At 59.4% G+C, this 25,875-nt stretch carries 25 protein-coding genes, 1 tRNA gene and 1 pseudogene; 19 read left to right on the forward strand and 8 right to left on the reverse strand.

The window, feature by feature from the left end; all coding sequences use genetic code 11:
• Window positions 1-40: 40 nt before the first annotated feature.
• The 7 genes and pseudogenes from JZY08_RS14115 to JZY08_RS14145 all read left to right on the forward strand — a co-directional run bounded on the left by JZY08_RS14115 (window position 41) and on the right by JZY08_RS14145 (window position 6,912).
• The gene (locus JZY08_RS14115) at window positions 41-1,207 is read left to right on the forward strand and encodes an IS110 family transposase (protein WP_072495381.1); all 1,167 of its coding nucleotides are present in this window, start codon (window positions 41-43) and stop codon (window positions 1,205-1,207) included.
• A gap of 305 nt (window positions 1,208-1,512) precedes the next feature.
• Window positions 1,513-2,724 (forward strand): annotated as a pseudogene (locus JZY08_RS14120) (sigma-54-dependent transcriptional regulator); the annotation flags it as partial.
• Between the two features lie 197 nt (window positions 2,725-2,921).
• Complete coding sequence (locus tag JZY08_RS14125; protein ID WP_035241945.1) at window positions 2,922-3,905, forward strand: tripartite tricarboxylate transporter substrate-binding protein; 984 nt, start codon at window positions 2,922-2,924, stop codon at window positions 3,903-3,905.
• Window positions 3,906-4,005: 100 nt separating this feature from the next.
• Window positions 4,006-4,467, forward strand: a complete 462-nt coding sequence (locus JZY08_RS14130; protein WP_082183407.1) for a tripartite tricarboxylate transporter TctB family protein — start codon at window positions 4,006-4,008, stop codon at window positions 4,465-4,467.
• A gap of 9 nt (window positions 4,468-4,476) precedes the next feature.
• Window positions 4,477-5,982: a tripartite tricarboxylate transporter permease gene (locus JZY08_RS14135; protein WP_003493017.1), complete on the forward strand. Its 1,506-nt coding sequence runs from the start codon at window positions 4,477-4,479 to the stop codon at window positions 5,980-5,982.
• A 152-nt stretch (window positions 5,983-6,134) separates the two neighbouring features.
• The gene (locus JZY08_RS14140) at window positions 6,135-6,347 is read left to right on the forward strand and encodes a SlyX family protein (protein WP_003493020.1); all 213 of its coding nucleotides are present in this window, start codon (window positions 6,135-6,137) and stop codon (window positions 6,345-6,347) included.
• Window positions 6,348-6,360: 13 nt separating this feature from the next.
• Complete coding sequence (locus JZY08_RS14145; protein ID WP_003493022.1) at window positions 6,361-6,912, forward strand: DUF924 family protein; 552 nt, start codon at window positions 6,361-6,363, stop codon at window positions 6,910-6,912.
• A 67-nt stretch (window positions 6,913-6,979) separates the two neighbouring features.
• Here the strand turns inward: JZY08_RS14145 and dnaJ are convergent, their stop codons facing one another.
• From dnaJ to JZY08_RS14160, 3 genes are all read right to left on the reverse strand, one after another.
• On the reverse strand, window positions 6,980-8,119 hold the full coding sequence (gene dnaJ, locus JZY08_RS14150; RefSeq protein WP_003493025.1) for a molecular chaperone DnaJ: 1,140 nt from the start codon (window positions 8,117-8,119) through the stop codon (window positions 6,980-6,982).
• Window positions 8,120-8,209: 90 nt separating this feature from the next.
• Window positions 8,210-10,114, reverse strand: a complete 1,905-nt coding sequence (dnaK, locus tag JZY08_RS14155; protein WP_003493032.1) for a molecular chaperone DnaK — start codon at window positions 10,112-10,114, stop codon at window positions 8,210-8,212.
• 373 nt (window positions 10,115-10,487) lie between these two features.
• Entirely contained in the window at window positions 10,488-11,375 is an 888-nt protein-coding gene (locus tag JZY08_RS14160; RefSeq protein WP_003493036.1) for a LysR family transcriptional regulator, read from the reverse strand.
• Window positions 11,376-11,653: 278 nt separating this feature from the next.
• Between JZY08_RS14160 and JZY08_RS14165 the strand changes: the two genes are divergently transcribed.
• Window positions 11,654-12,187, forward strand: coding sequence for a nuclear transport factor 2 family protein (locus tag JZY08_RS14165; protein WP_216330478.1), 534 nt, complete (start codon window positions 11,654-11,656; stop codon window positions 12,185-12,187).
• Window positions 12,188-12,271: 84 nt separating this feature from the next.
• Window positions 12,272-12,580, forward strand: coding sequence for an Atu4866 domain-containing protein (locus tag JZY08_RS14170; protein ID WP_216330479.1), 309 nt, complete (start codon window positions 12,272-12,274; stop codon window positions 12,578-12,580).
• Between the two features lie 63 nt (window positions 12,581-12,643).
• Here JZY08_RS14170 and JZY08_RS14175 read toward each other — a convergent pair.
• A tRNA-Ser gene (locus tag JZY08_RS14175) sits at window positions 12,644-12,733 on the reverse strand.
• 220 nt (window positions 12,734-12,953) lie between these two features.
• Here JZY08_RS14175 and JZY08_RS14180 point away from each other — a divergent pair.
• The 10 genes from JZY08_RS14180 (at window position 12,954) to deoA (ending at window position 22,210) form a co-directional block, all read left to right on the forward strand.
• Window positions 12,954-13,271, forward strand: a complete 318-nt coding sequence (locus tag JZY08_RS14180) for a hypothetical protein (RefSeq protein ID WP_216330480.1) — start codon at window positions 12,954-12,956, stop codon at window positions 13,269-13,271.
• A 90-nt stretch (window positions 13,272-13,361) separates the two neighbouring features.
• Window positions 13,362-14,012, forward strand: a complete 651-nt coding sequence (msrA, locus tag JZY08_RS14185; protein ID WP_216330481.1) for a peptide-methionine (S)-S-oxide reductase MsrA — start codon at window positions 13,362-13,364, stop codon at window positions 14,010-14,012.
• 214 nt (window positions 14,013-14,226) lie between these two features.
• Window positions 14,227-15,219 (forward strand): BMP family ABC transporter substrate-binding protein, encoded by a 993-nt coding sequence (locus JZY08_RS14190; protein ID WP_035241384.1) that lies wholly within the window; start codon window positions 14,227-14,229, stop codon window positions 15,217-15,219.
• An 83-nt stretch (window positions 15,220-15,302) separates the two neighbouring features.
• Window positions 15,303-16,808 carry an ABC transporter ATP-binding protein gene (locus tag JZY08_RS14195; RefSeq protein WP_216331565.1) on the forward strand — a complete coding sequence of 502 codons (1,506 nt, stop codon included), beginning with the start codon at window positions 15,303-15,305 and terminating at the stop codon, window positions 16,806-16,808.
• Window positions 16,809-16,815: 7 nt separating this feature from the next.
• Entirely contained in the window at window positions 16,816-17,919 is a 1,104-nt protein-coding gene (locus JZY08_RS14200; protein ID WP_216330482.1) for an ABC transporter permease, read from the forward strand.
• Window positions 17,920-17,925: 6 nt separating this feature from the next.
• A complete protein-coding gene (locus tag JZY08_RS14205; RefSeq protein WP_003493080.1) occupies window positions 17,926-18,897 on the forward strand; it encodes an ABC transporter permease in 972 nt (323 codons plus the stop codon).
• A 4-nt stretch (window positions 18,898-18,901) separates the two neighbouring features.
• Window positions 18,902-19,321 carry a cytidine deaminase gene (locus JZY08_RS14210; protein ID WP_003493081.1) on the forward strand — a complete coding sequence of 140 codons (420 nt, stop codon included), beginning with the start codon at window positions 18,902-18,904 and terminating at the stop codon, window positions 19,319-19,321.
• Window positions 19,321-20,121 carry a purine-nucleoside phosphorylase gene (locus JZY08_RS14215; RefSeq protein ID WP_003493084.1) on the forward strand — a complete coding sequence of 267 codons (801 nt, stop codon included), beginning with the start codon at window positions 19,321-19,323 and terminating at the stop codon, window positions 20,119-20,121. The genes JZY08_RS14210 and JZY08_RS14215 overlap by 1 nt, the downstream gene beginning before the upstream one ends.
• 2 nt (window positions 20,122-20,123) lie before the next feature.
• A complete protein-coding gene (gene deoC, locus JZY08_RS14220) occupies window positions 20,124-20,897 on the forward strand; it encodes a deoxyribose-phosphate aldolase (protein ID WP_216330483.1) in 774 nt (257 codons plus the stop codon).
• Window positions 20,894-22,210 carry a thymidine phosphorylase gene (deoA, locus tag JZY08_RS14225; RefSeq protein ID WP_216330484.1) on the forward strand — a complete coding sequence of 439 codons (1,317 nt, stop codon included), beginning with the start codon at window positions 20,894-20,896 and terminating at the stop codon, window positions 22,208-22,210. Before deoC ends, deoA begins: the two co-directional genes overlap by 4 nt.
• Here deoA and JZY08_RS14230 read toward each other — a convergent pair.
• From JZY08_RS14230 to JZY08_RS14245, 4 genes are all read right to left on the reverse strand, one after another.
• Complete coding sequence (locus JZY08_RS14230) at window positions 22,203-22,727, reverse strand: TIGR02281 family clan AA aspartic protease (RefSeq protein WP_216330485.1); 525 nt, start codon at window positions 22,725-22,727, stop codon at window positions 22,203-22,205. The genes deoA and JZY08_RS14230 overlap by 8 nt on opposite strands.
• Before the next feature lie 135 nt (window positions 22,728-22,862).
• Window positions 22,863-23,492: a uracil phosphoribosyltransferase gene (gene upp, locus JZY08_RS14235; RefSeq protein ID WP_003493096.1), complete on the reverse strand. Its 630-nt coding sequence runs from the start codon at window positions 23,490-23,492 to the stop codon at window positions 22,863-22,865.
• A 96-nt stretch (window positions 23,493-23,588) separates the two neighbouring features.
• Window positions 23,589-24,566 (reverse strand): adenosine deaminase, encoded by a 978-nt coding sequence (locus JZY08_RS14240; RefSeq protein ID WP_216330486.1) that lies wholly within the window; start codon window positions 24,564-24,566, stop codon window positions 23,589-23,591.
• Window positions 24,563-25,783, reverse strand: a complete 1,221-nt coding sequence (locus tag JZY08_RS14245; protein WP_216330487.1) for a phosphopentomutase — start codon at window positions 25,781-25,783, stop codon at window positions 24,563-24,565. Before JZY08_RS14245 ends, JZY08_RS14240 begins: the two co-directional genes overlap by 4 nt.
• Between the last annotated feature and the right edge of the window lie 92 nt (window positions 25,784-25,875).

The following is a 25,875-nucleotide window of genomic DNA, read 5'->3' on the forward strand; positions in this document are numbered from 1 at the left end:
GTGAGGTTGCATCTAAACACTCGCTCAGGAGGAGCAGTTTATGGAACCTGCATCCATTCAACCGACCGCTGTCCGCATCGATCTTGGCGCAATTTTTGTGTCATTGGAACTGAGCCGATCGACCTGGTTGATCACTTCGTTGTCGCCAGGCAGCGGCGAGAAGATGTCGAAGCATGTAGTGGCCGGTGGCAATGTAGCCGAGTTGCTGGAACGATTTGAGCAGCTACAGCAGAAGGCGCGATTGAGAACAGGGAAATTATTTCCCATCGTAACGATCCAGGAGGCAGGATTGGACGGCTTCTGGATACACCGCGTGCTGGAGGCTCACGGCATCGAGAGTTACGTCGTCGACGCAGCTTCGATCGCGACTTCCCGTCGACGTCGGCGTGCTAAGACCGACAAGATCGATGGAGAGGCTCTGACGCGCACATTGCTCGCGTTCAAGCGCGGCGAGCCACGCGTATGTGCGATGGTCAGAGCGCCAGATCCGAGTGACGAAGATCGGCGTCGGATTTGCCGGGAACGCAAAGTTTTGATTGCTGAGCGGGTCAGGCATGTCAATCGCGTGAAGGGGCTACTCTTTACTCAAGGCGTCAGCGGCTATCAGCCGCTCCGTAAAGATCGCCGTCAGCGGCTGGAGGAGCTTCAGACTGGAGATGGGCGTGAGTTACCGAAACACTTGAAGGCTCAAATCAATCGGGAACTCGACCGTCTCGAGTTGCTGCTAGAGCAGATCGCTGCAGTGGAGAGCGAGCGTAATTCTCTTCTATCGATGGAGGACCAGCCAGCGGTTGAGGCAACCTCGCCCGCAGCGATGCTGCTGTCCTTGAAGGGTGTTGGCGCTGAATTTGCCGCCGTTCTTTGGACCGAAGCCCTGTCCCGGCATTTTGATAATAGGCGGCAGATTGCCGCCTATGCCGGTTTGACACCAACCCCATGGATGAGCGGGACCATCGACCACGAGCAGGGTGTCTCAAAGGCAGGGAACCCTCGGCTGCGCACTACGATGATCCAACTATCGTGGCTGTGGCTACGCAATCAGCCAGCATCAGCGCTCAGCCGTTGGTTTGTGGATCGGGTTCAGTCGAATGGTGGACGCTTAAAGAAAGCCGCGATAGTTGCCTTGGCGCGCAAACTCCTTATCGCACTGTGGAAATTTGTCACTGCGGGTGTTCTCATCGAGGGGGCTGTCATGAAGACCGCCTGACAACCAAAAAATTGCCGAACACACAATCTTCCAGGACTGATCACTCCTGGCGGATCCAGGTGAGCGAACCGCCTCGAAGTCGGGCTTCAAATGCCGCGCTTTAGATTGGTCCCGTTCTCCTGAGCCTTGCCGCTACGCAAGCGGGATAATGGTGCTGCCGGACAAAACGGCGACCGTATGTGAGTTTGAACCGGTGAAGGAAACGTGCCGCGTCAAGCAAGGTGGCTCAGACCATGGGTTCGATACGAAATCGAAGGGGCACGCTATGAAACGATGATTGATCTTGACGACGAAATCCTCATGTGAGCTTCGATGGCGTCGTGGTCAGCGATATCAGGATGCCCGGCATGGATGGCATGACGCTGCTGCAGAAGGTGCGGGAGCTTGATCCGGAAATACCTGTCATCCTGATGACGGGTCATGGCGATGTGCAGCTGGCTGTCAACGCCATGCGCAACGGCGCCTATGACTTCATCGAAAAGCCCTTCACTCCGCAATATCTCGCCGGCATCATCAAAAGGGCCAATGACCGGCGGGCGCTGGTGCTGGAAAACCGCCGCCTGAAGGCGGTGGCGGGCAAGCATGACGATCTAGAGACGCGCCTGCCCGGCAGAACCCAGATCATGGTCGATCTGCGTTACCGCATCCGCGCCATCGGCGCGACGGATGCCGATACCCTCATCGTCGGCGATACCGGTGCCGGCAAGGAGGTGGTGGCACGGGCGCTTCACGATATCAGCGCCAGAGCCAACCGGCCCTTCGTGGCGATCAATTGTGCCGCCCTGCCGCAAACGCTGATCGAAAGCGAGCTGTTCGGACATGAGGCAGGCGCTTTTCCGGGTGCGCTGCGCCCACGCTACGGCAAGTTCGAGCATGCCCGTGGCGGCACCATCCTGCTGGACGAGATCGGCTCCATGCCCTTCGAACTGCAGGGCCGGTTCCTGCGTGTGTTGCAGGAAAGGGTTATTACCCGTCTTGGCTCCAATGAAACCGTCGAACTCGATGTCCGCTTCATCGCCACCAGCAAGGTGGATCTGGAGCAGGAGGTCGCGGCCGGCCGGTTCCGTGCAGACCTTCTCTACCGTCTGAACGTGGCGACGCTTCTCGTGCCGTCCCTGTCGCAACGCAGCGCCGACATACCGCTGCTCTTCCTGCATCTGGTGCGGGAGGCCGCCGCCCGCTACGGACGGGAAGACATGGAGGTTCCGCAACATCTGCTTTCGGTGATTTCCCTGCGTGAGTGGCCGGGCAATGTGCGGGAATTGCGCAATGCCGCGGACCGCTTCGTGCTCGGTCTGGAAAGCGATGTTTCCGAAACGTCACTGCCGTTTTCGGACGATGGCAGGGCAGCACTTGCCGCAAAGGTCGCCGCGTATGAAAAGAGCCTGATTGCGCGCGCGATCGCCGTCCATGGCGGCAATCTGAAATCCGTCTATGAAAGCCTCGGTATCTCGCGCAAAACGCTCTACGAAAAAATGCAGAAATACGAACTGCACCGGCATATGACCGAGGTGTAATGGGTGGAAATCCACCCATGTATGAGGCCTCATGGGTGGAAATCCACCCATTGCCATCAGTGATAGCGATAAAACAGGGCCTCAGTGCAAGAGCGCCATTGCTGAACGCTGATCCCGGATCGCAAATAGCTCACCCCGGCCGCCATAGAGGAGTATGCGCGGCTGAAGTGGCGAACATTTTCATCCGGGAGGAATCGATGAAAATACTGAAGACAGTTACCGGCCTTGCTGCCGCCGCTGCCGTTTCCCTTTTTGCGCTGTCCGCATCCGCTCAGAACTATCCCGAGCGCAACATCACCATGGTCGTGCCCTTTGCCGCCGGTGGCCCGACGGATACGGTTGCGCGTCTTGTCGCTGAATCCATGTCGAAGGATCTCGGCCAGCAGATCATCGTTGAAAATGTCGGCGGCGCTGGCGGCACGCTGGGCGCCGGCCGCGTGGCGGCGGCGGATCCGGACGGCTACACCGTTCTCCTGCACCATATCGGCATGGCGACGAGCGCCACGCTCTATCGCAAGCTCGCTTACGATACGCTGAACGCATTCGAATATGTCGGTCTCGTCACGGAAGTGCCGATGACCATCCTGTCGCGCAAGAACCTCGAGACCAAGGATCTCAAGGGTCTGATTGAATATGCCAAGGCAAACAAGGACAAGGTCACCGTCGCCAATGCCGGCATCGGCGCCGCCTCGCACCTTTGCGGCATGCTGTTCATGAGCGCGATCGAGACACCGCTCGTCACCGTTCCCTATAAGGGCACCGGTCCGGCCATGACGGATCTGCTCGGTGGCCAGGTCGATATCATGTGCGACCAGACCACCAACACGACCAAGCAGATCCAGGGCGGAACCGTGAAAGCTTATGCCGTCACTTCGGCCAAGCGGCTCGATGTGTTGCCGAACGTACCCACGGTCGCCGAAGAGGGCCTGCCAAAGCTCGAGGTGGGTATCTGGCACGGTATCTACACGCCGAAGGGCACACCTGCCGAAATCAATGAAAAGCTCTCCAAGTCGCTGCAGATCGCGCTGAAGGACAAGAACGTCGCGGCCCGCTTTGCCGAACTTGGCACCACGCCTTCCTCTGAAAGCGATGCGACGCCCGCCGCTCTGAAAGCCAAGCTTGAAAGCGAAATCGCGCGCTGGAAGCCGGTCATCGAGTCCGCTGGCCAATATGCCGACTGATTGGTCAAGGAATGGCCGGCGGCACTCTGCCGCCGGCTTTTTGCCATCGATTTAAAGCGCGGATCGGTGTGTCACCGGCCGCAGTGGAGGGGCATCTTTCATGAAGTCGTTTTTCATTGACCCTGCCGAAGCAGCCTGCGGGGCAATTTTCATCGGTCTCGGCGTTTTTTTCGCCCTGCAGTCTTACGGGCTGGAGATCGGGACCGCCTTTCGCATGGGGCCGGGTTATTTTCCGCTTGTTCTGGCAATCGTGCTGATCCTGCTTGGCGGCGTCATCTTCCTGCGATCCACGCGCGTTCAGGGCGACGCCATCGGTGGCATCGCCTGGCGGGGGATCTTTTTCATCCTGCCCGCACCGATCTTTTTCGGCTTCACGGTTCGCGGGCTCGGTTTCGTTCCGGCGCTGTTTTTCAGCGCGCTTATCGCGGCCTTCGCCTCGCACAAGATGAGCCCGGTCATGGCGGTCCTGCTCTCCGCAGCCATCACGGTCTTTTCAGTGGCGGTTTTCGAATATGGTCTCGGTCTGCCGTTCCAGCAGTTCGGTCCCTGGCTTAAATTTTGAGGTCTTGCGATGGATTTGTTCAATAATCTCGCACTCGGTTTTGCCACGGCATCGTCCCTGGAAAACCTGTTCTTCTGCCTGATCGGCGTGCTGCTCGGGACATTGATTGGCGTGCTGCCGGGCATCGGCGCAACGGCGACCATCGCCATGCTCTTGCCGATCACCTTTCAGCTTGAGCCCGTCTCGTCGCTCATCATGCTCGCCGGCATTTATTACGGCGCGCAATATGGCGGCTCCACCACGGCGATCCTGATCAACATGCCGGGTGAATCCTCCTCTGCCGTCACCGCCATCGACGGTTACCAGATGGCCCGCAAGGGCAAGGCAGGGGCAGCACTTGCGATTGCGGCCATCGGCTCGTTTTTCGCCGGTACGGTTTCCACCTTCCTCGTGGCGATCTTTGCGCCGCCTTTGACGGCGATTGCGCTTGAATTCGGCGCGGCGGAATATTTCTCGCTGATGGTCGTCGGCCTCGTCTCTTCCATCGCGCTTGCCCACGGCTCCATCGTCAAGGCGCTTGCCATGGTGGTGCTCGGCCTGCTGCTCGGCCTGGTCGGCACGGATATCTATAGCGGCACACCCCGCTTCACCCTCGGCATCCGTGAATATGCCGATGGCCTGAACTTCGTGGCGGTGGCCGTCGGCGTATTCGGCATCGCCGAAATCCTGCGTAACCTCGAAAATGAGCGCACGCGCTCGGTGCTGATCGCCAAGGTCAGCGGCTTGATGCCGACGAAAGAGGATTTCAAGGCGATGATCGGGCCGGTACTGCGCGGCACGGCCATTGGTTCGGCGCTGGGCATCCTGCCGGGCGGCGGGGCAATCCTTGCTGCCTTCGCATCCTACACGGTGGAAAAACGCGTCTCCAAGAACCCGGAAGAATTCGGGCACGGCGCGGTTGCCGGTGTTGCCGGTCCGGAATCCGCCAACAATGCGGGTGCACAGACCTCCTTCATCCCGCTTCTGACGCTTGGCATTCCGGCCAACCCGGTCATGGCGCTGATGATCGGTGCGATGATCATTCAGGGCATCGTGCCGGGTCCCAACGTTGCAACCGAACAGCCGGCGCTGTTCTGGGGCATCATCGCCTCCATGTGGATCGGCAATCTGATGCTCGTCATCCTCAACCTGCCGCTCATCGGTCTGTGGGTGAAGCTGCTGACGGTGCCCTATTACGTGCTTTTCCCCATCATCATGGCCTTCTGTGCCATCGGGGTCTACAGCGTCAATTCCAACGTCTATGATCTCTATGCCGTCGCCTTCTTCGGCTTCATCGGATACGTGCTGGTCAAATTGCGCTGTGAGCCGGCGCCTCTGTTGCTGGGCTTCGTTCTAGGCCCGCTGCTGGAGGAAAACCTGCGGCGCGCCATGATCCTGTCGCGTGGCGATCCAATGACTTTCGTTACCCGACCGATCAGCGCCACGCTGCTCTTCATTGCTCTGGCCGTACTGATCGTCGTCTTCCTGCCAAGCGTGAAGAAGAAACGGGAAGAGGTCTTCGTCGAAGAGGACTGAGAAAAATCAAGAAAAATTCAGACGCCGGTGATGGAAACGTCGCCGGCGTTTTTCGTTGAATGGATCATCGTGACGAATCCGCTTCACGAAAGCGGCGTATGGTTGACTTGGGAGCTTTTAGGGCCAAGGAAGGGCGGGAAAGAGAGGTCGATATGACGTCGGAAACCGAAAAACGGATCATCGCGCTTGAGGAAACGATCGCCCATCAGGCGAAGGCCATCGAGGAACTGTCCGATCAGCTGGCGGAACAGTGGAAGGTGGTGGAACAGACCCGCGCCAAGCTGGACCGCCTGACGGAAAGGTTCTTGAGCCTTGAGGAGCAATCGCTGGAAGCGCCATCCATCACCAGGCCGCCGCATTACTGACAGGGAAGACCCGATGAAAAAAGACACAGATGCACTTTCCACCGAAATCGTGGATTTCTGGAAGAAGGCCGGACCGGACAAATGGTTCGACAAGGACGCTGCCTTCGATAGCCACTTCCATGACCGCTTCCGCGATGCCCATTTCGCTGCCGCAAGGCGTGAACTGGATGACTGGCTGGAGAGCGCGGAAAGCAGCCTCGCGCTGATGCTTCTGCTGGATCAGTTCCCGCGCAACTGCTTTCGCGACACAGCGCATATGTATGCGACCGATCCGCTTGCACGGCTCTTCGCCGATGAGGCGATCCGCCGTGGCCATGATCAGGCGGTGGGTGAGGATTTGCGCGTTTTCTTCTATCTACCCTTTTCGCATGCGGAAGACCTCAAGGATCAAGAGCGTGCCTGCACCCTCAACCAGCCGCTTGGCGGGCTTTATCTCCACCATGCCGAAGAGCACCGCGATATCGTCGAGCGCTTCGGCCGTTTTCCCCATCGCAACGACATATTGCTGCGGGAAACGACGCCGGAGGAACGGCAATATCTTGAAGAGGGCGGTTTTTCCGGCTGATCTCCAAACAAAAACGCCGCCTGTCCTAAAAGACGGCGGCGTTTATCATTCATAACAACGGCGGCCATCAGCCGTCGAAGAATTCCTTCATCCGGGCAAAGAAGCCGGTCGATTCCGGATTGTTCTCCTTGGAGGAGAGCTGCTCGAACTCCTGCAAAAGCTCACGTTGACGCTTGCTGAGCTTCTGCGGCGTCTCGATCTGAATCTGGATATAAAGGTCGCCCGTCTGCGCCGAACGCAGCACCGGCATGCCCTTGCCCTTCAGGCGGAACTGCTTGCCCGGCTGGGTACCTTCCGGAACCGTGACGCGCGACTTGGTGCCGTCGAGCGTCGTGACATCGAAGGTGCCACCGAGTGCCGCCGTCGTCATGGAGATCGGCACGGTGCAATAAAGATCAGCACCATCCCGCTGGAAGAACTCATGCGGACGCACGGACAGGAAGATGTAAAGATCGCCCGCCGGGCCACCACGCATGCCGGCTTCGCCTTCGCCCTGCAGGCGAATGCGGGTGCCATCCTCAATGCCCGAGGGAATGTTGACGGAGAGCGAACGCTCTTCCGTCACACGGCCCTGACCGTGGCACTTGCCGCATGGATCGGAAATCGTCTGGCCGCGACCATGGCAGGTCGGGCAGGTGCGCTCCACCGAGAAGAAACCCTGCGCGGCGCGCACGCGGCCGGAACCCTGACAGGTGGCGCAGGTCTTGGGCTGCGTGCCGGGCTTGGCACCCGAGCCGGAACAGACGTCGCAGGTGATCGAGGTCGGAACCCTGATCTGCGCTGTCTTGCCGGTGAAGGCCTCTTCCAGCGTGATTTCCATATTGTAGCGAAGGTCGGCACCGCGTTCACGCCCGCCGGAAGAGCGGCGCGCCCGCCCGCCGCCCATCATCTCGCCGAAGATATCCTCGAAGATATCGGAGAAGCCGCCATTGGCGAAACCGCCGCCGCCAAAGCCACCGCCGCCGCCACCCATGCCGCCGTTTTCAAACGCGGCGTGGCCGAAACGGTCATAGGCCGCGCGCTTCTGCGGGTCCTTCAGCGTTTCATAGGCTTCGTTGATTTCTTTGAATTTCCGTTCGGAATCGGCATCATCAGGGTTTTTGTCCGGATGGTATTTCATCGCGAGTTTGCGGAAGGCGCTTTTCAGCTCTTTTTCGTCCGCGGTCTTGCTGACGCCAAGTGTTTCGTAAAAGTCTGCTTTCGCCATTAAGATAACAAGCCCCGCAAATGGATTTCCGGCTGCACGTCGGCAGCCGGATGTCTTGCATATATAAAGAAGAGACCGGAAGTCACGCGATTACGCGGACTTCTTGTCGTCCTTGATTTCCTCATAGTCGGCGTCAACGACGTCGTCCTTGCCGCCTTCTGCGGAAGCGTCGCCGGCCTCGGCCTGCTGCGCTTCGTAGATGGCCTGACCGAGCTTCATGGAAACTTCCATGAGGGTCTGGGTCTTCGCCTGAATGTCGTCTGCATCCGGTTCGGAAGCTTCAACGGCGGTCTTCAGGCTGGCAATGGCGTCTTCGATGGCCTTGCGGTCCGTCTCGGAAACCTTATCGCCATATTCCTTCACCGACTTCTCGGTGGAGTGAATGAGGCTTTCGGCCTGGTTCTTCGCCTCGACACCGGCGCGACGCTTCTTGTCGGCCTCGGCATTGGCTTCGGCGTCCTTGACCATCTTTTCGATGTCGGCATCGGAAAGACCACCGGAGGCCTGGATGCGGATCTGCTGCTCCTTGCCGGTGCCCTTGTCCTTGGCCGAAACCTGCACGATGCCGTTGGCATCGATATCGAAGGTCACTTCGATCTGCGGAACGCCGCGGGGCGACGGCGGCAGGCCGACGAGGTCGAACTGGCCGAGCAGCTTGTTGTCCTGCGCCATTTCGCGCTCGCCCTGCGAAACGCGGATGGTCACGGCCGACTGGTTGTCTTCGGCGGTCGAGAAGGTCTGGCTCTTCTTTGTCGGGATCGTCGTGTTGCGATCGATCAGACGGGTGAAGACGCCACCGAGCGTTTCGATGCCGAGCGACAGCGGGGTCACGTCGAGCAGCAGAACGTCCTTGACGTCGCCCTGCAGAACGCCAGCCTGGATGGCGGCGCCCATGGCAACCACTTCGTCAGGGTTCACGCCCTTGTGCGGCTCCTTGCCGAACAGCTGCTTGACGACCTCCTGTACCTTCGGCATGCGGCTCATGCCACCGACGAGAACAACTTCATCGATCTCGGCAGCGGTAACGCCGGCATCCTTGAGGGCTGCCTTGCAGGGAGCGACGGTGCGCTGCACCAGATCGTCCACCAGGCTTTCGAACTTGGCGCGGGTCAGCTTCAGCGTCAGGTGCTTCGGACCGGAAGCGTCCGCCGTGATGAACGGCAGGTTGATTTCGGTCTGCTGCGAGGACGAAAGTTCGATCTTCGCCTTTTCGGCAGCTTCCTTGAGGCGCTGCAGAGCGAGCTTGTCGTTCTTCAGGTCGATGCCCTGATCCTTCTTGAACTCGCCGGCCAGATATTCGACCAGACGCATATCGAAGTCTTCACCACCAAGGAAGGTATCGCCGTTGGTGGACTTCACTTCGAAGACGCCGTCGCCGATTTCCAGAACGGAAATATCGAAGGTACCGCCGCCAAGGTCGTAAACGGCGATGGTCTTGCCGTCCTTCTTGTCGAGGCCGTAAGCGAGGGCTGCCGCGGTCGGCTCGTTGATGATGCGCAGAACATCCAGACCGGCAATGCGGCCGGCATCCTTGGTTGCCTGGCGCTGGGCGTCGTTGAAGTAGGCCGGAACGGTGATGACGGCCTTCTCGACCTTTTCGCCGAGATAGGATTCAGCCGTTTCCTTCATCTTCTGAAGGATCATCGCGGAAATCTGCGAAGGGGAATAATTCTTGTCCTGCGCCTTCACCCATGCGTCGCCATTGTCGCCCTTGACGATTTCAAAGGGGACGAGGGCCTTGTCCTTTTCAACGGTCGGGTCTTCGTAACGGCGGCCGATGAGGCGCTTGACCGCAAACAGGGTGTTGGTCGGGTTGGTGACCGCCTGGCGCTTGGCCGGCTGGCCGACAAGGCGTTCGCCATCGTCGGAAAATGCCACCATGGACGGCGTGGTGCGCGCGCCTTCCGCGTTTTCAATGACTTTCGTGTCCTTGCCGTCCATCACTGCGACGCAGGAATTGGTCGTGCCAAGGTCGATACCGATTACTTTTGCCATGCTCTTCTCTCCTTGAAGCGAGCTGTCGGAACCCCGTGAGGCATTCCATGGACAGCTCCTTGACTTGGATTTGCAGTATTCGCTGCAGTTATGCGGCGTATATAAGGAGCGATTTTTCCTGCTGCAAGGCGCAAGAGCGGGCGAACCGCAGCAAAAAAGCGGATGAATCCCTTTCTTTGCAGAAGCATAGCCATCAACGCTTGCGGAAGCGGCAAAACGCGACTTTGGCGGTACGCCGCGCCGTCGTTCGGTGCGGCCGGGTTGGGCGCTGGCGAATCTTGGTTCTGGCGCTGATGGAGATGGCGTGAAATGGCGGACGGGCAACGACGTCCACCCCATAATCCTCTAAAATCGTTTTCACTGGACCAGCGCGCTACCGCGAATCTTGTACATGCTTGATCAGTGCTCGCATCTTTGGCGCCATGTTGCGACGCTGGGGAAAGTACACGAAAAAGCCGGGAAAGGGCGGCAGGAAGTCTTCGAGCAGGGGGACGAGTTTCCCGTTTTCCACAAATGGCAGAAAGGTTTCCTCTAACGCAAAGGTGATCCCGCCCCCGGCAAGTGCGGCGCGCAGCATCAGACGCAGATCATTGGTGGTAATCTGTGGCTCGACAGCAACGTCGAAGGGCACGCCGTTCTCCTCGAACTCCCAGCGGTAGGGCGCGACGTTCGGTGCCGGGCGCCAGCCGATGCACCGATGATGGACCAGATCGCGTGGATGCGCCGGTGCGCCGTGGGCAGCGAGATATGCGGGGGACGCGACGACCATCTCCCTTTGTTCGCGAGTGAGGGGGATCGCGATCATGTCCTGCTCGATCACCTCGCCCAGCCTGATGCCTGCGTCGTAACCGGCGGCAACGATGTCGAACTCTTCGTCCGTGACAGTGACGTCGATGGTCACGCCGGGATAGGCCGCTGCGAACGAAGCGATGAACGGACCTGACAAAAACGTCTCTGCGATTGAGGTTGCTGCAATCCTGAGGAGACCACGTGGTGCGTTTTCCGTCGCTATATCCTCAAGCGCCGTGCCGAGATCGCAGAGCGGTCGCGATACGGCTTCAAAAAGCTGCTCGCCCGCTTCCGTCAAGCGCACGGAACGCGTGGTGCGCATCACCAATGCCGTTCCCAAAGCATCCTCAAGCCGTCGCATCCCCTGGCTGACGGCCGACCGCGTCACACCGAGACGATCAGCGGCAGCGCGGAAATTGTGCTCCTCCGCGACAGCGAGGAAAAGCGGCAGGAGATTGAGGTCGATCTTCATTGTCCAGCCTGGCTAACCATCCAGTAAAGCAGTCGATAGCTACCGGAACCGTCGGTAATCGTCCATCTTCTTTGCAGGAAAAACGGCATGAAAGATCATCGTCGCCGGCGCCCCCATCGAAACGCTGCCGGTTGTGCCGACGAGGGGCGGTCCACTGCGCCACCGACGCGCCGCTGAAAGTGGACACCACGAAATCACCACCCGGCCGAGCGCATCGGGCAATTGATGCCCGGCCGAGAAGCCGATCCGCAGCAACCTTAACAGAACGGAGTCATCCCATGAGTTTTGTGTCACTTGCCCAAAACACCATAACCGATGCGCGCAGTCTGATGATTGCCCTTGCCCTGACGGTTATCACTGTACCGGCACAGGCCAGCACCACCACGGCACCAGCCGCGGAAACCCAAACCCGGAACGAAGCCGCCGTTCGCGACGCCTTTGATGGATGGGCGGCCGGACGCGGCAATGTCTTCGACCTGTTGGCACCCAACGTCCGCTGGACGATCCATGGTTCCGGCCCGGTCGCCGACACCTACAACGGAGTAGAGGATTTCCTGCAACGGGGCTCCGTCCCCCTTGTCAGCCGTCTAGCAGGCCCGCTGACACCGCAAGTGCATCATATCTGGGCCGTCGGGGACAGGGTCATCATCCGTTTCGACGCCTCGGCCACCACGACGTCGGGAGCACCCTATCGCAACCAGTTTGTCTGGATATTTCGGATGGAGGGCGGCTCGGTCGTCGAGGCCGAGGCCTTCCTGGACCTGGTCGCCTATCAGCAGGTCGTCGACAACAACGAGCCGCGCCAGCCCTAAGCCGTCATGGCCCACCGAGGACGGCCGTAACGGCGGTCGTCCTCTTAACTGTCACCACCAACATATGAAACGAGGAGTTCGACCATGCGCAGCTTTGCAGCCCTTATCGCCGCAACGCTTCTGGCCCAACCCGCGATAGCCGAGGAAAAAGAATTGCAGGCCAACCACCCCTATGTCGGCCTCTGGGTCACTGAGGACAACCGTATCCGACACGAGCTTCTCCCTAATGGCCGCTACGTCGAAGCGCGTGGGACACGCGAGCGCGCCTATGAAGGACGCTACGAAGTCACTGGCACGCACATCGAATATTGGGACGACACCGGCTTCACCGCGGATAGCGATTTCATCGGCGACGTTCTGCACCACGCCGGCATGATCTTATATCGTCAATGAGGAGGGGCGGCACGCCTCTGGCGTGACGAGGGTTCGGTCCATTCTCTCGCGGCTGGCGTGAAATGGCGGACAGGGTGGGATTCGAACCCACGGTACGCTTTCACGCACACACGCGTTCCAGGCGTGCGCCTTAAACCACTCGGCCACCTGTCCTTTTTGAAATCTGCATGTTTGGAAGAATGCAAATCACTGGAACGGCGCGATATATACCGATGAATTCGCAGGGATCAACACGAATCTGACAGTTTTTTGAATTGTCGGCAATTTCCTGCGTTCGGATGCGATTGCAAACCGGTTTTCCGGCCTTTATCGATGCAATATATCTGTCAAAATGTGGCTGTCGAAACGACGGGCCGTAACCGAGGTGTCCCTGATGAAAGCTTTTTTGCGGTTTTTGAGCTTTCTTTTCCTCGTTGCGGCGGTTTTCCTGGGTGTACTGGATTCGATCCGCTCGGTTTCCACATCCTCGGTCAACATTACCGGCATCCTGTCCGTCTGGGACTATCTTCTTCCTGCTTCGCGCACCATGGTGGAAGCGGCCCTGGCGCACTATATTCACCCTGAAGCGTGGCGCTTCATTGAAAATGCCCTGTCGGCATTGCCCGCATTCGCTTTTTTCCTCGCGTTGTCCCTGCTTTGCTGGATGGCCGGTTACAGGAGATACAAGGCGATGAGGCGTTTGCCGGCCTGACTTTGTCGGCCTGCCTCTGGAGGCCTGGAGGGTTGGCGCCCGCGGATGTGAACCACGAGACGCGGCGGAACTTGCCGCACGGAGGACCGAATGTTCCTGTTCGATACGCTTTCAAAAAAGACGACGATGCCGACTGAAGAGACGGCTTTGCCCGGCCGCGAAGAGGCGCTTGCGGTGCCGGAAGCCCATTTCGTCAATGGTCGACCTCTGAAGGGACCTTATCCCGATGGTTTTGAAACCATCTATCTCGGCATGGGTTGCTTCTGGGGTGCCGAGCGGCTGTTCTGGAAAACGCCGGGCGTATGGGTAACGGCGGTCGGTTATGCCGGCGGTTTCACTCCCAATCCCACCTATCAGGAGACGACGACCGGCCAGACGGGCCATGCTGAAGTGGTCAAGGTCGTCTACGATCCGGCCGTAATCTCGCTGTCAGGTCTGCTCAAGATATTCTTCGAGGAGCACGATCCGACACAAGGGATGCGACAGGGCAACGATGTCGGCACGACCTATCGTTCCGCCATTTATGCCAACACGGAAGGCCAGCTGCAGCAGGCGCAGAAGGCGCGTGATACTTTTCAGGAGGCTCTGGAGGCGGCGGGTCATGGCAGCGCCATCACCACCGAGATCGGACCGCTTGAAACATTTTATTACGCGGAAGACTATCATCAGCAATATCTTGCCAAGAACCCGGGTGGCTACTGCGGCCTCAGGGGAACGGGCATAAGCTGCAATATCGACTAGATTTTTTGCACGTCGTACCGGTGGAAAGACTAAAAAAACGCCAGATTAAAGTTTTTCCACCGGGTCAAAAAAACCGGATGAATTTTTCATTGAGCCATGCAAGGATATGAGCCAAGCACAGCCGGGGAAACGGCTGGCGGTTCCGCAGACATTCCCGGTCAACGGGTTTGCGGGAGGACCCTTAAAATATCAATTGCAACAACAGGGCTGCACAATGAAAAAATCCCTTCTGACACTTTTTGCGCTTGCCGCAATGTCGGCTTCCGCGCTCGCGGCAGATATCAAGCCGGCGCTGGTCTATGGCACGGGTGGCAAGTTCGACAAGTCGTTCAATGAAGCCGCTGCGGCCGGCGCTGAAAAGTTCAAGGCGGAAACGGGCATCGAGTACCGTGACTTTGAACCGACCAGCGACACGCAGGGCGAACAGGCCATCCGCAACTTCGCCAGCAAGGGCTTCAATCCGGTCGTCGCCGTGTCCTTCGCCTGGACCTCGGCCATGGAAAAGGTCGCAGCCGAATTCCCCGATACCAAGTTCGTCATCGTCGATTCCGTCGTCGAGCTGCCGAATGTCCGCTCCGTCGTCTACAAGGAGCACGAAGGCTCCTATCTCGTTGGTCTTCTAGCCGGCATGGCCTCCAAGACCGGCAAGGTCGGCTTCATCGGCGGCATGGATATTCCGCTGATCCGCAAATTCGCCTGTGGTTATGCCCAGGGCGCGAAGGCTGCCAACGACAAGATCGAAGTCTTCCAGAACATGACCGGCACCACGGGTGCTGCCTGGAACGATCCGGTGCGCGGTGGTGAACTCACCAAGAACCAGATCGACCAGGGTGCGGACGTGATCTACGCGGCAGCCGGTGCGACCGGTATCGGTGTGCTGCAGACCGCGGCCGACAACAAGAAGTTCTCGATCGGCGTCGATTCCAACCAGAACCACCTGCATCCGGGCTCGGTTCTGACCTCCATGGTCAAGCGCGTCGATCTGGCCGTCTACAACGCCTACAAGGATGCCAAGGAAGACAAGTTCACCCCCGGCATCGTTGCGCTCGGCGTCAAGGAAGACGGCGTCGCCTACGCCCTCGACGACAACAACAAGGCCCTGATCACGCCGGAAATGACCGCCGCCGTGGATAAGGCCAAGGCCGACATCATTGCCGGCACCGTCAAGGTTCATGACTATATGGCGGACAATTCCTGCCCGAAATGATATGATATGTGACTGGGGCGCATGATGATTTTTCATCTTGCGCCCTTTTCATATCCAGCCTTCGGAGAGGTTTCGGTTTGAATATGGACCCAGCAATCGAACTCGTGGGCATCGATAAGAAATTCGGTGCCGTTCACGCCAACAAGAATATCAATCTGACCGTTGCCAAGGGCACGATCCACGGCATCATCGGGGAAAACGGCGCCGGAAAATCAACGCTGATGTCGATCCTCTACGGTTTTTACCAGGCCGACGCCGGCGAAATCCGGGTGAATGGCGCGCCGATCGTCATCCGTGACAGCCAGGCGGCAATCAATGCGGGCATCGGCATGGTGCATCAGCATTTCATGCTGGTGGAAAATTTCACCGTGCTGGAAAACGTCATGCTGGGCGCGGAAGGTGGTGCATCGCTCGCCAAGGGCCGGGCGGCGGCGCGCAAGGAGCTGAAGCGTCTCGAGGACGATTACGGGCTGGAAGTCGATCCCGATGCGGTGATCGAGGAATTGCCGGTCGGTCTGCAGCAGCGCGTCGAAATCCTCAAAGCCATGTATCGTGGCGCGGAAATTCTTATCCTCGATGAGCCGACCGGTGTTCTCACACCCGCGGAGGCCGATCACCTTTTCAAGATCCTCGGCGTCCTGCGCGACCAGGGCAAGACCGTCATCCTCATCACCCACAAGCTGCGCGAGATCATGGCGATCACGGATTCCGTCTCCGTCATGCGCCGCGGCGAAATGGTGGCGACCCGCAAGACCTCCGAAACCAGCGTCGAGGAACTGGCCGAACTGATGGTCGGCCGTCGCGTGCTGCTCAGGGTGGAAAAGGGCGAAACGACGCCGGGTGAGGTTCTCCTCTCCATCCGCAATCTGACCGTCAAGGACAGCCGCGGCGTCACCATGGTGGATGATGTTTCTCTCGATGTCCGCGCCGGTGAAATCGTCGGCATCGCCGGTGTGGCCGGCAATGGCCAGTCCGAACTTCTCGAAGCGATCGCGGGCATCCGCAAGCCCTATTCGGGAGAGATATGGGTGGCCGGGCAGAAGGTCGACCGTCCCGATCCGGCCATTCTGCGCAAGCTCGGTCTCGCTCATATCCCCGAAGACCGGCACCATATGGGTCTGGTGCTGAAATTCGAGGAATATGAAAACTCCATCCTCGGCTATCACCATGACGAGCGTTACGGCAAAGGGCCTTTCCTGAACCCCGAGGCGATCCGCAAGGATGCGGTCGAAAAAATCGAGAAATACGATATCCGTCCGCCGAACCCGCAGCTGAAGACCGCCAATTTTTCCGGCGGCAACCAGCAGAAGATCGTCGTCGCCCGTGAAATCGAACGTGACCCCAAGATGCTGATCATCGGCCAGCCGACGCGCGGTGTTGATATCGGCGCCATCGAATTCATCCATCGTCGCATCATCGAAATGCGCGATGCCGGCAAGGCGATCCTGCTGGTTTCGGTCGAACTCGATGAAATCCGTTCCCTTTCGGACCGGATCATGGTCATGTTCGCCGGGCGTGTCGTTGGAGAGAAAACGGCGGAAGCCGAAGAACAGACGCTGGGCCTGATGATGGCCGGCATCGCCGCATGAGGCATGAATGAGTACCGCTTCCGTACCCCTACCAAACTGGATCAGCTACGGCCTGTTGCCGTTGCTGAATGTCATCACCGCCTTTCTGATTTCCGGCCTCGTCGTCTGGTCGATCGGTGAAAATCCGCTGGCAGCACTTCGCCTGCTCATCGAAGGTGCGCTCGGCCGTGGCGACGCCATCGGCTTCACGCTGTTTTATACGACGAGCTTCATCTTCACCGGCCTCTCCGTCGCGGTCGCCTTCCATGCCGGTCTGTTCAATATCGGCTCGGAAGGTCAGGCCTATATTGGCGGGCTTGGTGCCGCGCTGGTGGCGCTCGCGCTCGACCGTTATGTGCCCTGGTATGTAACGATGCCCTTCGCCGTCATCGGTGCTGCACTTTTCGGTGCGGCCTGGGCCTTCATTCCGGCCTGGCTGCAGGCAAAACGCGGCAGCCACGTCGTCATCACCACCATCATGTTCAACTTCATTGCAGCGGCCTTGATGGTCTATCTGCTGGTGAATGTATTGATCGTGCCCGGCAAGATGGCGCCGGAAACGCGCACCTTCCTGGCCGGCGGGCAATTGCCGAAGCTGGACTGGCTGATGGCGCTGTTCGGCCTCAAGCTCGGGCCGGCGCCGTTCAACGTGTCCTTCCTCATCGCGCTGGTCATGTGTTTTCTCGTCTGGGTGCTGATCTGGCGCACCAAGCTCGGTTACGAGATGCGCACGCTCGGCGTCAGCCCATCGGCAGCCGTTTATGCCGGCATTCCCTATGCGCGCACCGTCATCATCGCCATGCTCATTTCCGGCGGTCTGGCGGGCATGATGGCGTTGAACCCGGTCATGGGCGCTTCCGCCCGCCTGCAGGTGGAATTCGTCGGTGGTGCGGGCTTCGTCGGCATCGCCGTGTCGCTGATGGGGCGAAGCCACCCGCTCGGCATCATCTTCTCGGCGTTGCTGTTCGGCATTCTTTATCAGGGCGGCGCTGATCTTTCCTTTGAGATGCCGAACATTACCCGCGAGATGATCGTGGTGATCCAGGGTCTGGTGATCCTGTTCGCCGGCGCTCTCGAATATATGTATCGGCCGGCGGTCGTCCGCATCTACCAGCGTTTGGCAAAGGGGTGAGCTGATATGGATTTTTTCGATATGCTGGTCAGCATCCTCGGCTCGACCGTTCGCCTCACCATCCCGCTTCTGTTCACGGCCCTTGCCGGGCTTTTTTCCGAACGCGCGGGCGTGTTTGATATCGGTCTTGAAGGTAAGATGCTGGCGGCAGCCTTCGCATCCGCCTGTGTCGCCTATCTCACGGCAGATCCATGGGCGGGTCTGCTGGCGGGCATTACCGTTTCCATCCTGTTTTCGCTGATTCACGGTTTTGCCGTCATCACCAATCGTGGCAACCAGATCGTGTCGGGCGTGGCGCTCAACTTCATCGCCGCCGGTCTGACGGTGGTTCTGGGGCAGGCATGGTTCGGGCAGGGCGGCCGCACGCCGCAATTGCCCTCCGAGGGCCGCTTTGCGCCGATCATCCTGCCCGGTGCGGATGCGATGCGCGAAGTGCCTTTCATCGGCCCGCTCTACGCCAATGTCATTTCCGGCAACAACATCCTTACCTATCTCGCCTTTCTGGCGGTTCCGCTGTCCTGGTGGGTGCTTTATCGCACTCGCTTCGGCCTTCGCCTGCGCGCGGTCGGTGAAAACCCGGGCGCGGTCGATACGGCAGGCATTTCTGTCACATGGATGCGTTTCCGCGCGGTCATCGTTGCCGGTTTCCTCTGCGGTTTCTCGGGCGCCTATCTCGCGGTGGCGCAATCGGCGGCCTTCATCGCCAACATGTCGGCCGGCAAGGGTTATATCGCGCTGGCGGCATTGATCTTTGCGAAATGGAAGCCGGTGCCGGTCATGTTCGCCTGCCTGCTCTTCGGTTTTCTGGATGCTTTCGCCAACTTCATGCAGGGCAAATCCGTGCCGGGTATCGGGGAAGTGCCGGTGCAGATCTTCCAGGCCATGCCCTATATTCTGACCTGCATCCTGCTTGCCGGTTTCATCGGCGTTGCCAAGCCCCCCAAGGCCGGTGGCGTTGCCTATGCGAAGGAGCGTTAAGCTTATGTCCTCCGACCCCAAATCCGCCCACCCTGAATCCCATGCCCTGTTCGAGGCGGCGGTGGAGGCTATGGCCTTTGCCTATGCGCCCTATTCGAAATTTCCGGTCGGCGCAGCGATCCGTGCTGATGACGGCAAAATCTACAAGGGCGCGAATATCGAAAACATCTCCTTCCCGCAGGGCTGGTGCGCGGAACCATCAGCCATCAGCGCCATGATCATGGGCGGGGCAAAGAAGATCAGCGAAGTCGCCGTTATCGCCGAAAAGCTGCCGCTCTGCACGCCCTGTGGCGGCTGCCGCCAGAAGATCGCCGAATTCGCCTCGCCGGAGACGAAGATCTATCTCTGCGATGAAACCGGCGTCCAGAAGGTCATGACCATGGAAGAGCTTTTGCCATCCGTCTTCAAGACCGAGCTGCCCTAATGACGGATGGTTTGATCGATATTCTGGTGGAACGCCTGAACGGCCTGATGCCGCGTGTCGCCATCGTTCTCGGCTCCGGCCTGGGATCGCTGGTGGAGGAAGTCAGCGATCCGATCCGTGTGCCCTACGCAGATCTCCCTGGCTTTCCCGCCGGTGGCGTTTCCGGTCATGCGGGCGAACTGGTTGCGGGTTATCTCGGCGGCGAGCCTGTCATGATGCTGTCCGGCCGGGTGCATTTCTACGAAAAGGGCGATCCGGCCGCCATGCGTCCGGTCATCGAGGCGCTGGCCGGTCTCGGCGTGCAGTCGCTCATCCTCACCAATTCGGCAGGTTCGGTCAGGCAGGATATGCCGCCCGGCTCGGTCATGCAGATCACCGATCACATCAATTATTCCGGCATGAACCCGCTGATCGGCGAAGAAAGCGACCGCCGCTTTGTCGGCATGACCACGGCTTACGATCCGGATCTGATGCTCGCCATGCGCAATGCCGCCATCCGCGCGACGGTGCCTCTGTTCGGTGGCGTCTATATGTGGTTCTCCGGCCCGAGCTTCGAAACGCCGGCGGAAATCCGCATGGCGCGGCTGTTGGGTGCCGATGCCGTCGGCATGTCCACTGTGCCGGAAGTCATCCTCGCCCGCTTTTTCGGGATGCGCGTTGCCGCCGCATCGGTTATTACCAATTACGGTGCCGGCATGACCGGCGCGGAGCTGAGCCATGAAGAAACCAAGGATATGGCTCCCATAGGTGGCAAGAGGCTTGCCGCTATCTTAAAGGAAATGATCGCAGGAGGAGCGTGACCATGGAACTCCAGCGTCCGCGCGAAGCGGCTGCCCTCACATTGTCCTTGCTGGACCTGACCAATCTCAAGGAAGATTGCACGCCCGAGCAGATTGCTGCTTTGTGCCAGAGGGCGCACACCGAATATGGCAACACGGCCGCAATCTGCATCTGGCCGCGTTTCGTCGCGCAGGCACGCGCCGCTTTCGGAAAAGACCATGCGATCCGTATCGCCACGGTCGTTAATTTCCCATCGGGCGATCTGGATGTTGCGACTGTGGTTGCGGAAACCGAAGCGGCGATCCGCGACGGTGCCGATGAAATCGATCTGGTCATTCCCTATCGTAAATTCATAGCAGGCGATGAATCGGCTGTTTCCGAGATGGTGGCCGCCGTGCGCAAGGCCTGTGTCGCACCCGTTTTGCTCAAGGTCATTCTCGAAACCGGTGAGCTGAAGGACAAGGCCCTGATCCGACGCGCCTCCGAACTCGCCATTGCCGAAGGGGCGGATTTCATCAAGACCTCGACCGGCAAGGTCGCCGTCAACGCCACGCTGGAAGCCGCCGACATCATGTTGCAGGCGATCCGCGACAGCAGGCAGAAGGTGGGCTTCAAGCCCGCTGGCGGCATCGGCACGGTGGAAGATGCGACGCTTTATCTGCGGCTGGCGGAAACCATCATGGCGCCCAACTGGGCCATGCCGTCTACCTTCCGTTTCGGCGCTTCGGGTGTTCTCGACGATGTCTTGAACGTGTTGGCCGGTGGCGAGCCGGCCAAGGCCGCCAGCGGGTATTGAGCTTGATTCCGCAGGAAATCATCCGCCGCAAACGCGATGGCCTGTCCCTTGAGCCACAGGAGATTGCCGCTTTCATAGAGGCGCTCTCTAAGGACGGCATATCGGAAGGCCAGGCTGCTGCCTTTGCCATGGCGGTGTTTTTTCGTGGCATGAGCCGTGACGAGATGGTGGCGCTGACGCTCGCCATGCGCGACAGCGGCGACGTCCTGTCCTGGAGCGATATTGGCAGGCCGGTGGCGGACAAGCACTCGACCGGCGGCGTCGGCGACAATGTCTCCCTGATGCTCGCTCCAATCGTCGCCGCCTGCGGTCTCGCCGTGCCGATGATTTCCGGCAGGGGCCTTGGCCATACCGGTGGCACGCTCGACAAGCTGGAAGCGATCCCCGGTTACAATGTCATGCCGGACGAGACGCTGTTTCGCCGGACGGTGAAGACGGTCGGCTGCGCCATCATCGGCCAGACGGGCGATCTCGCACCCGCAGACAAGCGCCTTTATGCCATTCGCGACGTGACCGCGACGGTGGATTCCATTCCGCTGATCACCGCTTCCATCCTGTCGAAGAAGCTTGCGGCCGGGCTGCAGACGCTGGTTCTGGATGTGAAGGTGGGCAACGGCGCTTTCATGCAGAGCGTGGAGGATGCCCGTAATCTGGCCCGCGCACTGGTCGATGTGGCGAATGGCGCAGGCCTGCCGACAACCGCCCTGATAACCGACATGAACCAGCCGCTTGGCGATGCCGCAGGCAATGCGGTTGAAATCGTCAATTGCCTGGAGTTTCTGGCTGGCCGCAAGGCGGGGACACGTCTGGAAAAAGTGGTCCTTGCCTTTGCGGCGGAAATGCTGGTGCAGGCTGGCAAGGCCGCCACTCTGGATGACGGTCAGGCGCTGGCTGAGGCCGCTCTTTCCTCCGGTCGGGCCATGGAAGTCTTTGCGAAAATGGTGACGGCACTTGGTGGGCCCTCGGATTTCGTCGAGCATCCGTCGCACTACCTGCCGTCCGCGCCGGTCATTCTACCGGTTTCGGCTCCGCGCAGCGGCTGGCTCGCCTCCTGTGCAACGCGCGATCTCGGCATGGTCGTTGTGGAGCTTGGCGGCGGCAGAAGAAAGCCATCGGACACGATCGATCCTTCCGTCGGTATCTCGGATATCCTGGCGCTCGGCACAAAAGTGGAAAAGGGCGAACCGATCGCCAGCGTCCATGCGGCGTCCAGGGACGAAGCCGAGCGTGCCGTCAAAACTATAGCGTCCTGCTACGGGATTGCTGACAGAGCCCCAGAGATCGGCGCGCCCATTATCGAGCGAATTACCTGACCAGCCGCATTTCGCCGCCCGATACCTTGAAAGACGATAATTGTTTCAGGAAGCTCATGCCAATCAGCATGTTGCTCAGCGCATTGTCCTTCAGCACCATGGCGTCAACATTCTGAACGCGGATCGCGCCGATTTCCACCCGGTCGAGCTTTACATAGGCTGCCATGGTCTGGCCGTTGGCGGTCGAGATCGGATATTTGTAGTCGAGGCTGTTGACGCCGTAACCCAGTCGCCGGGCGATTGTCTCGTTGATGGCGACCATGGAGGCGCCGGTATCGACAAGCCCGTCGAAAGATTTGCCGTTGATGCGGAAGGCGGCGTTGAAATGGCCGCGAGCATCCGCCTTCAAATTGACGCCACCGCCGAGCGAAACGGTTTCGGGCTTCGCGGTTTCGGATTTCACTTCAGCTTTTTCAGCTTCAGCGGCCGGACGCGGCTGAAACTTTTCCACCAGCGCCGGAATTTGCGTGGCGCTGACCGAAAGGCCGATAAGCAGAAAAATTGTGCGCGTCAGCAAATCGTCGCTCCTGAAAGGGCAGGGTTATCCTTGGGCAGGATAGACGTAAAACATGCTGAAATCTTAAAAGAAAAAGCCATTCGCCGCTTGTCGGGGCGGCGAATGGCGCAAACGGTTAAACGATGATGAACGGTCTTATTTCGTGCCGTACATGCGGTCGCCCGCATCGCCGAGACCGGGAACGATATAGCCCTTTTCGTTCAGCTGCTTGTCGATCGCGGCGGTGTAGATCGGCACATCGGGATGTGCTTCACGGAAATTCTTGATGCCCTCGGGTGCGGCCAGCAGACACAGGAAGCGGATGTTCTTCGCGCCCCGCTCCTTCAGTTTTTCAACTGCAGCGATGGAGGAATTGCCGGTCGCCAGCATGGGATCGACGACGATGATGAGGCGCGCATCGAGGCTTTCGGGAGCCTTGAAGTAATATTCGACGGCCTCCAGCGTATCGTGGTCGCGATAGACACCGATATGGGCAACACGCGCAGAAGGAACGAGTTCGAGCATGCCTTCCAGCAGACCGTTTCCGGCGCGCAGGATGGAGGCGAAAACCAGCTTCTTGCCCTCAAGCACCGGAGCCTCGATGGTTTCGAGCGGCGTATCGATGGTTTCCATCGTCATTTCAAGGTCGCGCGTCACTTCATAGCAGAGCAGCGTCGAGATTTCCCTGAGCAGGCGGCGGAAGCCGGCCGTCGAGGTTTCCTTCTTGCGCATGATGGTAAGTTTGTGCCGCACCAGCGGATGTTCGATGACTGTGACGCCGTCCATGAAACTGGCCTTCCTTTTTATCTTGTGCCCCTGTCATTCACCGAAAGAGCGCTTTTCGCAAGTCTTCTTCGCGGTTTTACCCTGCCAACAACAAAGTCAGCCTTGATCGAGTCTCGCAAGCAGCCGCTCACGTGTTGCGTCATCCACAAAGGCGCATTCCAGCGCGGTGCGGGTCATGCGGTTGATCTCGGCGTCACTGAAGCCGAATGCGTCTGTGGCCAGCGCATATTCGCGGGCAAGTGAGGTGAAGAAGAACGGCGGATCGTCGGAATTGATGCAGACGCGTACCCCTAAATCGCTGAGATTTTTCAAAGGATGGCTGGTGAAATCGGGATAGACGCCAAGAGCGATGTTCGAACCCGGGCAAACCTCCAGAACCGTTCCCGTCTCAACCAGCCGGGCAACGAGATCGGCATCTTCGATGGCGCGCACGCCGTGGCCGATCCGCGCCGGCTTGACGAGATCGAGCGCATCGGCAACGCTTTCCGGGCCGCAGACCTCACCCGCATGGATGGTCAGCCCAAGGCCCGCATCGCGGGCAATATCGAAGGCGCGGGCGTAGTCTGCAACCCGGCCCATGCGCTCTTCGCCGGCCATGTTGAAGCCGGTCACCAGCGGATGCCGGGCGCGGGCCGCATATTCCGCCGCCGCGATCACCCGTTCAGGACCGAAATGCCGCTCGCCGGTTACGATGATGCGGGTTTCGATGCCGGTTTTTTCTTTCGCAACCCGGATGCCTTCGGCGATACCGGCAAGATAGGCGTCTGCGCCGAGCCCGATGCGGTCACCATGGTCTGGCGAGATGATAATTTCGCTATAGATGGTGTTGGCCTGCGCAAGCTCGGTCAGATAGGTTTCCGTCAGGACCGCATAATCCTCATCCGTCTTGAACACCTGCGCCACCGCGTCATAACACTGGATGAATTCGGCAAAATCCGACCAGACATATTGGCCGTCACGCAGGAAGCCGCTGGTGTCTATGCCGTATTTCTCCGCCTGTTTCGCAACGAGGGCGGGCGGTGCCGCACCTTCGATGTGGCAGTGAATTTCCGCTTTCAGCAAATGTGATGTCAAATGAAGCTCCTGCCGTGTGAACCGGCCTCGATGCCAAGATGGTGGGCGATGCTTTCGCCGATATCGGCGTAGCTTGAACGGATGCCGACGTCACGCGAGCGAATGCCCGGTCCGAATGCCATGATCGGCACTCGCTCGCGTGTATGGTCCGTGCCCCGCCACGTGGGGTCGCAACCGTGGTCGGCGGTGAGAAGGGCGATATCTCCCGGTTTCATCTTGCGATGGATTTCGGGAATGCGTGCGTCGAAAGCCTCAAGGGCGGCGGCATAACCGGCAACGTCGCGGCGGTGGCCATAAAGCATGTCGAAATCGACGAAATTGGTGAAGACAAGATCGCCGTTTTCGGCCTCGTCGATGGCGTGCAGCGTCGCATCCATCAGGGCGGCGTTGCCGTTTGCCTTGATGACGCGCGAAACACCCTGATGGGCATAGATATCGCCGATCTTGCCGATCGCGTGCACTTTCCGGCCAGCTTCGACAAGGCGGTCGAGCAACGTCGGTTCGGGCGGCGGAACGGAGAAATCGCGGCGGTTACCGGTGCGCTCAAAAGTGGCGACGGTCTCGCCGATGAAGGGGCGGGCAATGACACGGCCGATATTCAGCGGATCGAGCAGTTTGCGCACTATCTCGCAGAGCGCGATAAGCCGCTGCAGCCCGAAATGGGTCTCATGTGCAGCGATCTGGAACACGGAATCGGAAGAGGTGTAGCAGATCGGCTTGCCGGTCCTGATGTGCTCTTCGCCAAACTTGGCGATGATCTCGGTGCCGGAAGCGTGGCAATTGCCGAGGATGCCGGGAATATCGGCCTCTTTGCAGATGGCCTCCACCAGTTCCGGAGAAAAGGCGTCCCCTTCGGTCGGAAAGTATCCCCAGTCGAAGGTGACGGGCGTGCCCGCGATTTCCCAATGTCCGGAGGGCGTATCCTTACCCTTGGAGATTTCACTGGCGGAGCCATGCAGGCCGAAAATACGCTCCGGTCGCTCCATGCCGGCGGGAATGTCGCCGCTTGACTGGCTGGCAATCTCGAGCAGGCCAAGCGAGCACATGTTCGGCAGTTTCAGCGGACCCGACCGAAGCCCCGCTTTGTCTGCTGCACCCGCCGCGCAGAATTCGGCGATGTGGCCGAGCGTATCGGCGCCAAGGTCGCCATAACGCTCCGCGTCAGGCGCGCCGCCGACGCCGAAGGAATCCAGAACGAGAAGAAATGCTCTTGCCATAACTCACCGAAACAAATTGCGCCGACGGGCAATGTCAGACCGAACTGTCGTTATAGATCAGCAAAACGTGAAGAAGGAAGTGATTTTATGAA

It is taken from the genome of Rhizobium sp. X9 (assembly GCF_018873185.1).
GTDB classification, from domain to species: Bacteria; Pseudomonadota; Alphaproteobacteria; order Rhizobiales; family Rhizobiaceae; genus Agrobacterium; species Agrobacterium oryzihabitans.

What these genes read in the sequence shown, in the direction of transcription:
- JZY08_RS14170 (WP_216330479.1), top strand. Translation starts at nt 12,272, where the DNA reads ATGCGCAGCTTTGCAGCCCTTATCGCCGCAACGCTTCTGGCCCAACCC.
- JZY08_RS14135 (WP_003493017.1), top strand. Translation starts at nt 4,477, where the DNA reads ATGGATTTGTTCAATAATCTCGCACTCGGTTTTGCCACGGCATCGTCC.
- dnaJ (WP_003493025.1), bottom strand. Translation starts at nt 8,119, where the DNA reads ATGGCGAAAGCAGACTTTTACGAAACACTTGGCGTCAGCAAGACCGCG.
- msrA (WP_216330481.1), top strand. Translation starts at nt 13,362, where the DNA reads ATGTTCCTGTTCGATACGCTTTCAAAAAAGACGACGATGCCGACTGAA.
- JZY08_RS14210 (WP_003493081.1), top strand. Translation starts at nt 18,902, where the DNA reads ATGTCCTCCGACCCCAAATCCGCCCACCCTGAATCCCATGCCCTGTTC.
- JZY08_RS14180 (WP_216330480.1), top strand. Translation starts at nt 12,954, where the DNA reads ATGAAAGCTTTTTTGCGGTTTTTGAGCTTTCTTTTCCTCGTTGCGGCG.
- dnaK (WP_003493032.1), bottom strand. Translation starts at nt 10,114, where the DNA reads ATGGCAAAAGTAATCGGTATCGACCTTGGCACGACCAATTCCTGCGTC.
- JZY08_RS14130 (WP_082183407.1), top strand. Translation starts at nt 4,006, where the DNA reads ATGAAGTCGTTTTTCATTGACCCTGCCGAAGCAGCCTGCGGGGCAATT.
- JZY08_RS14140 (WP_003493020.1), top strand. Translation starts at nt 6,135, where the DNA reads ATGACGTCGGAAACCGAAAAACGGATCATCGCGCTTGAGGAAACGATC.
- JZY08_RS14200 (WP_216330482.1), top strand. Translation starts at nt 16,816, where the DNA reads ATGAGTACCGCTTCCGTACCCCTACCAAACTGGATCAGCTACGGCCTG.
- JZY08_RS14245 (WP_216330487.1), bottom strand. Translation starts at nt 25,783, where the DNA reads ATGGCAAGAGCATTTCTTCTCGTTCTGGATTCCTTCGGCGTCGGCGGC.
- JZY08_RS14145 (WP_003493022.1), top strand. Translation starts at nt 6,361, where the DNA reads ATGAAAAAAGACACAGATGCACTTTCCACCGAAATCGTGGATTTCTGG.
- upp (WP_003493096.1), bottom strand. Translation starts at nt 23,492, where the DNA reads ATGGACGGCGTCACAGTCATCGAACATCCGCTGGTGCGGCACAAACTT.
- deoC (WP_216330483.1), top strand. Translation starts at nt 20,124, where the DNA reads ATGGAACTCCAGCGTCCGCGCGAAGCGGCTGCCCTCACATTGTCCTTG.
- JZY08_RS14205 (WP_003493080.1), top strand. Translation starts at nt 17,926, where the DNA reads ATGGATTTTTTCGATATGCTGGTCAGCATCCTCGGCTCGACCGTTCGC.
- JZY08_RS14165 (WP_216330478.1), top strand. Translation starts at nt 11,654, where the DNA reads ATGAGTTTTGTGTCACTTGCCCAAAACACCATAACCGATGCGCGCAGT.
- JZY08_RS14125 (WP_035241945.1), top strand. Translation starts at nt 2,922, where the DNA reads ATGAAAATACTGAAGACAGTTACCGGCCTTGCTGCCGCCGCTGCCGTT.
- JZY08_RS14215 (WP_003493084.1), top strand. Translation starts at nt 19,321, where the DNA reads ATGACGGATGGTTTGATCGATATTCTGGTGGAACGCCTGAACGGCCTG.
- JZY08_RS14190 (WP_035241384.1), top strand. Translation starts at nt 14,227, where the DNA reads ATGAAAAAATCCCTTCTGACACTTTTTGCGCTTGCCGCAATGTCGGCT.
- JZY08_RS14115 (WP_072495381.1), top strand. Translation starts at nt 41, where the DNA reads ATGGAACCTGCATCCATTCAACCGACCGCTGTCCGCATCGATCTTGGC.
- JZY08_RS14195 (WP_216331565.1), top strand. Translation starts at nt 15,303, where the DNA reads ATGGACCCAGCAATCGAACTCGTGGGCATCGATAAGAAATTCGGTGCC.
- JZY08_RS14160 (WP_003493036.1), bottom strand. Translation starts at nt 11,375, where the DNA reads ATGAAGATCGACCTCAATCTCCTGCCGCTTTTCCTCGCTGTCGCGGAG.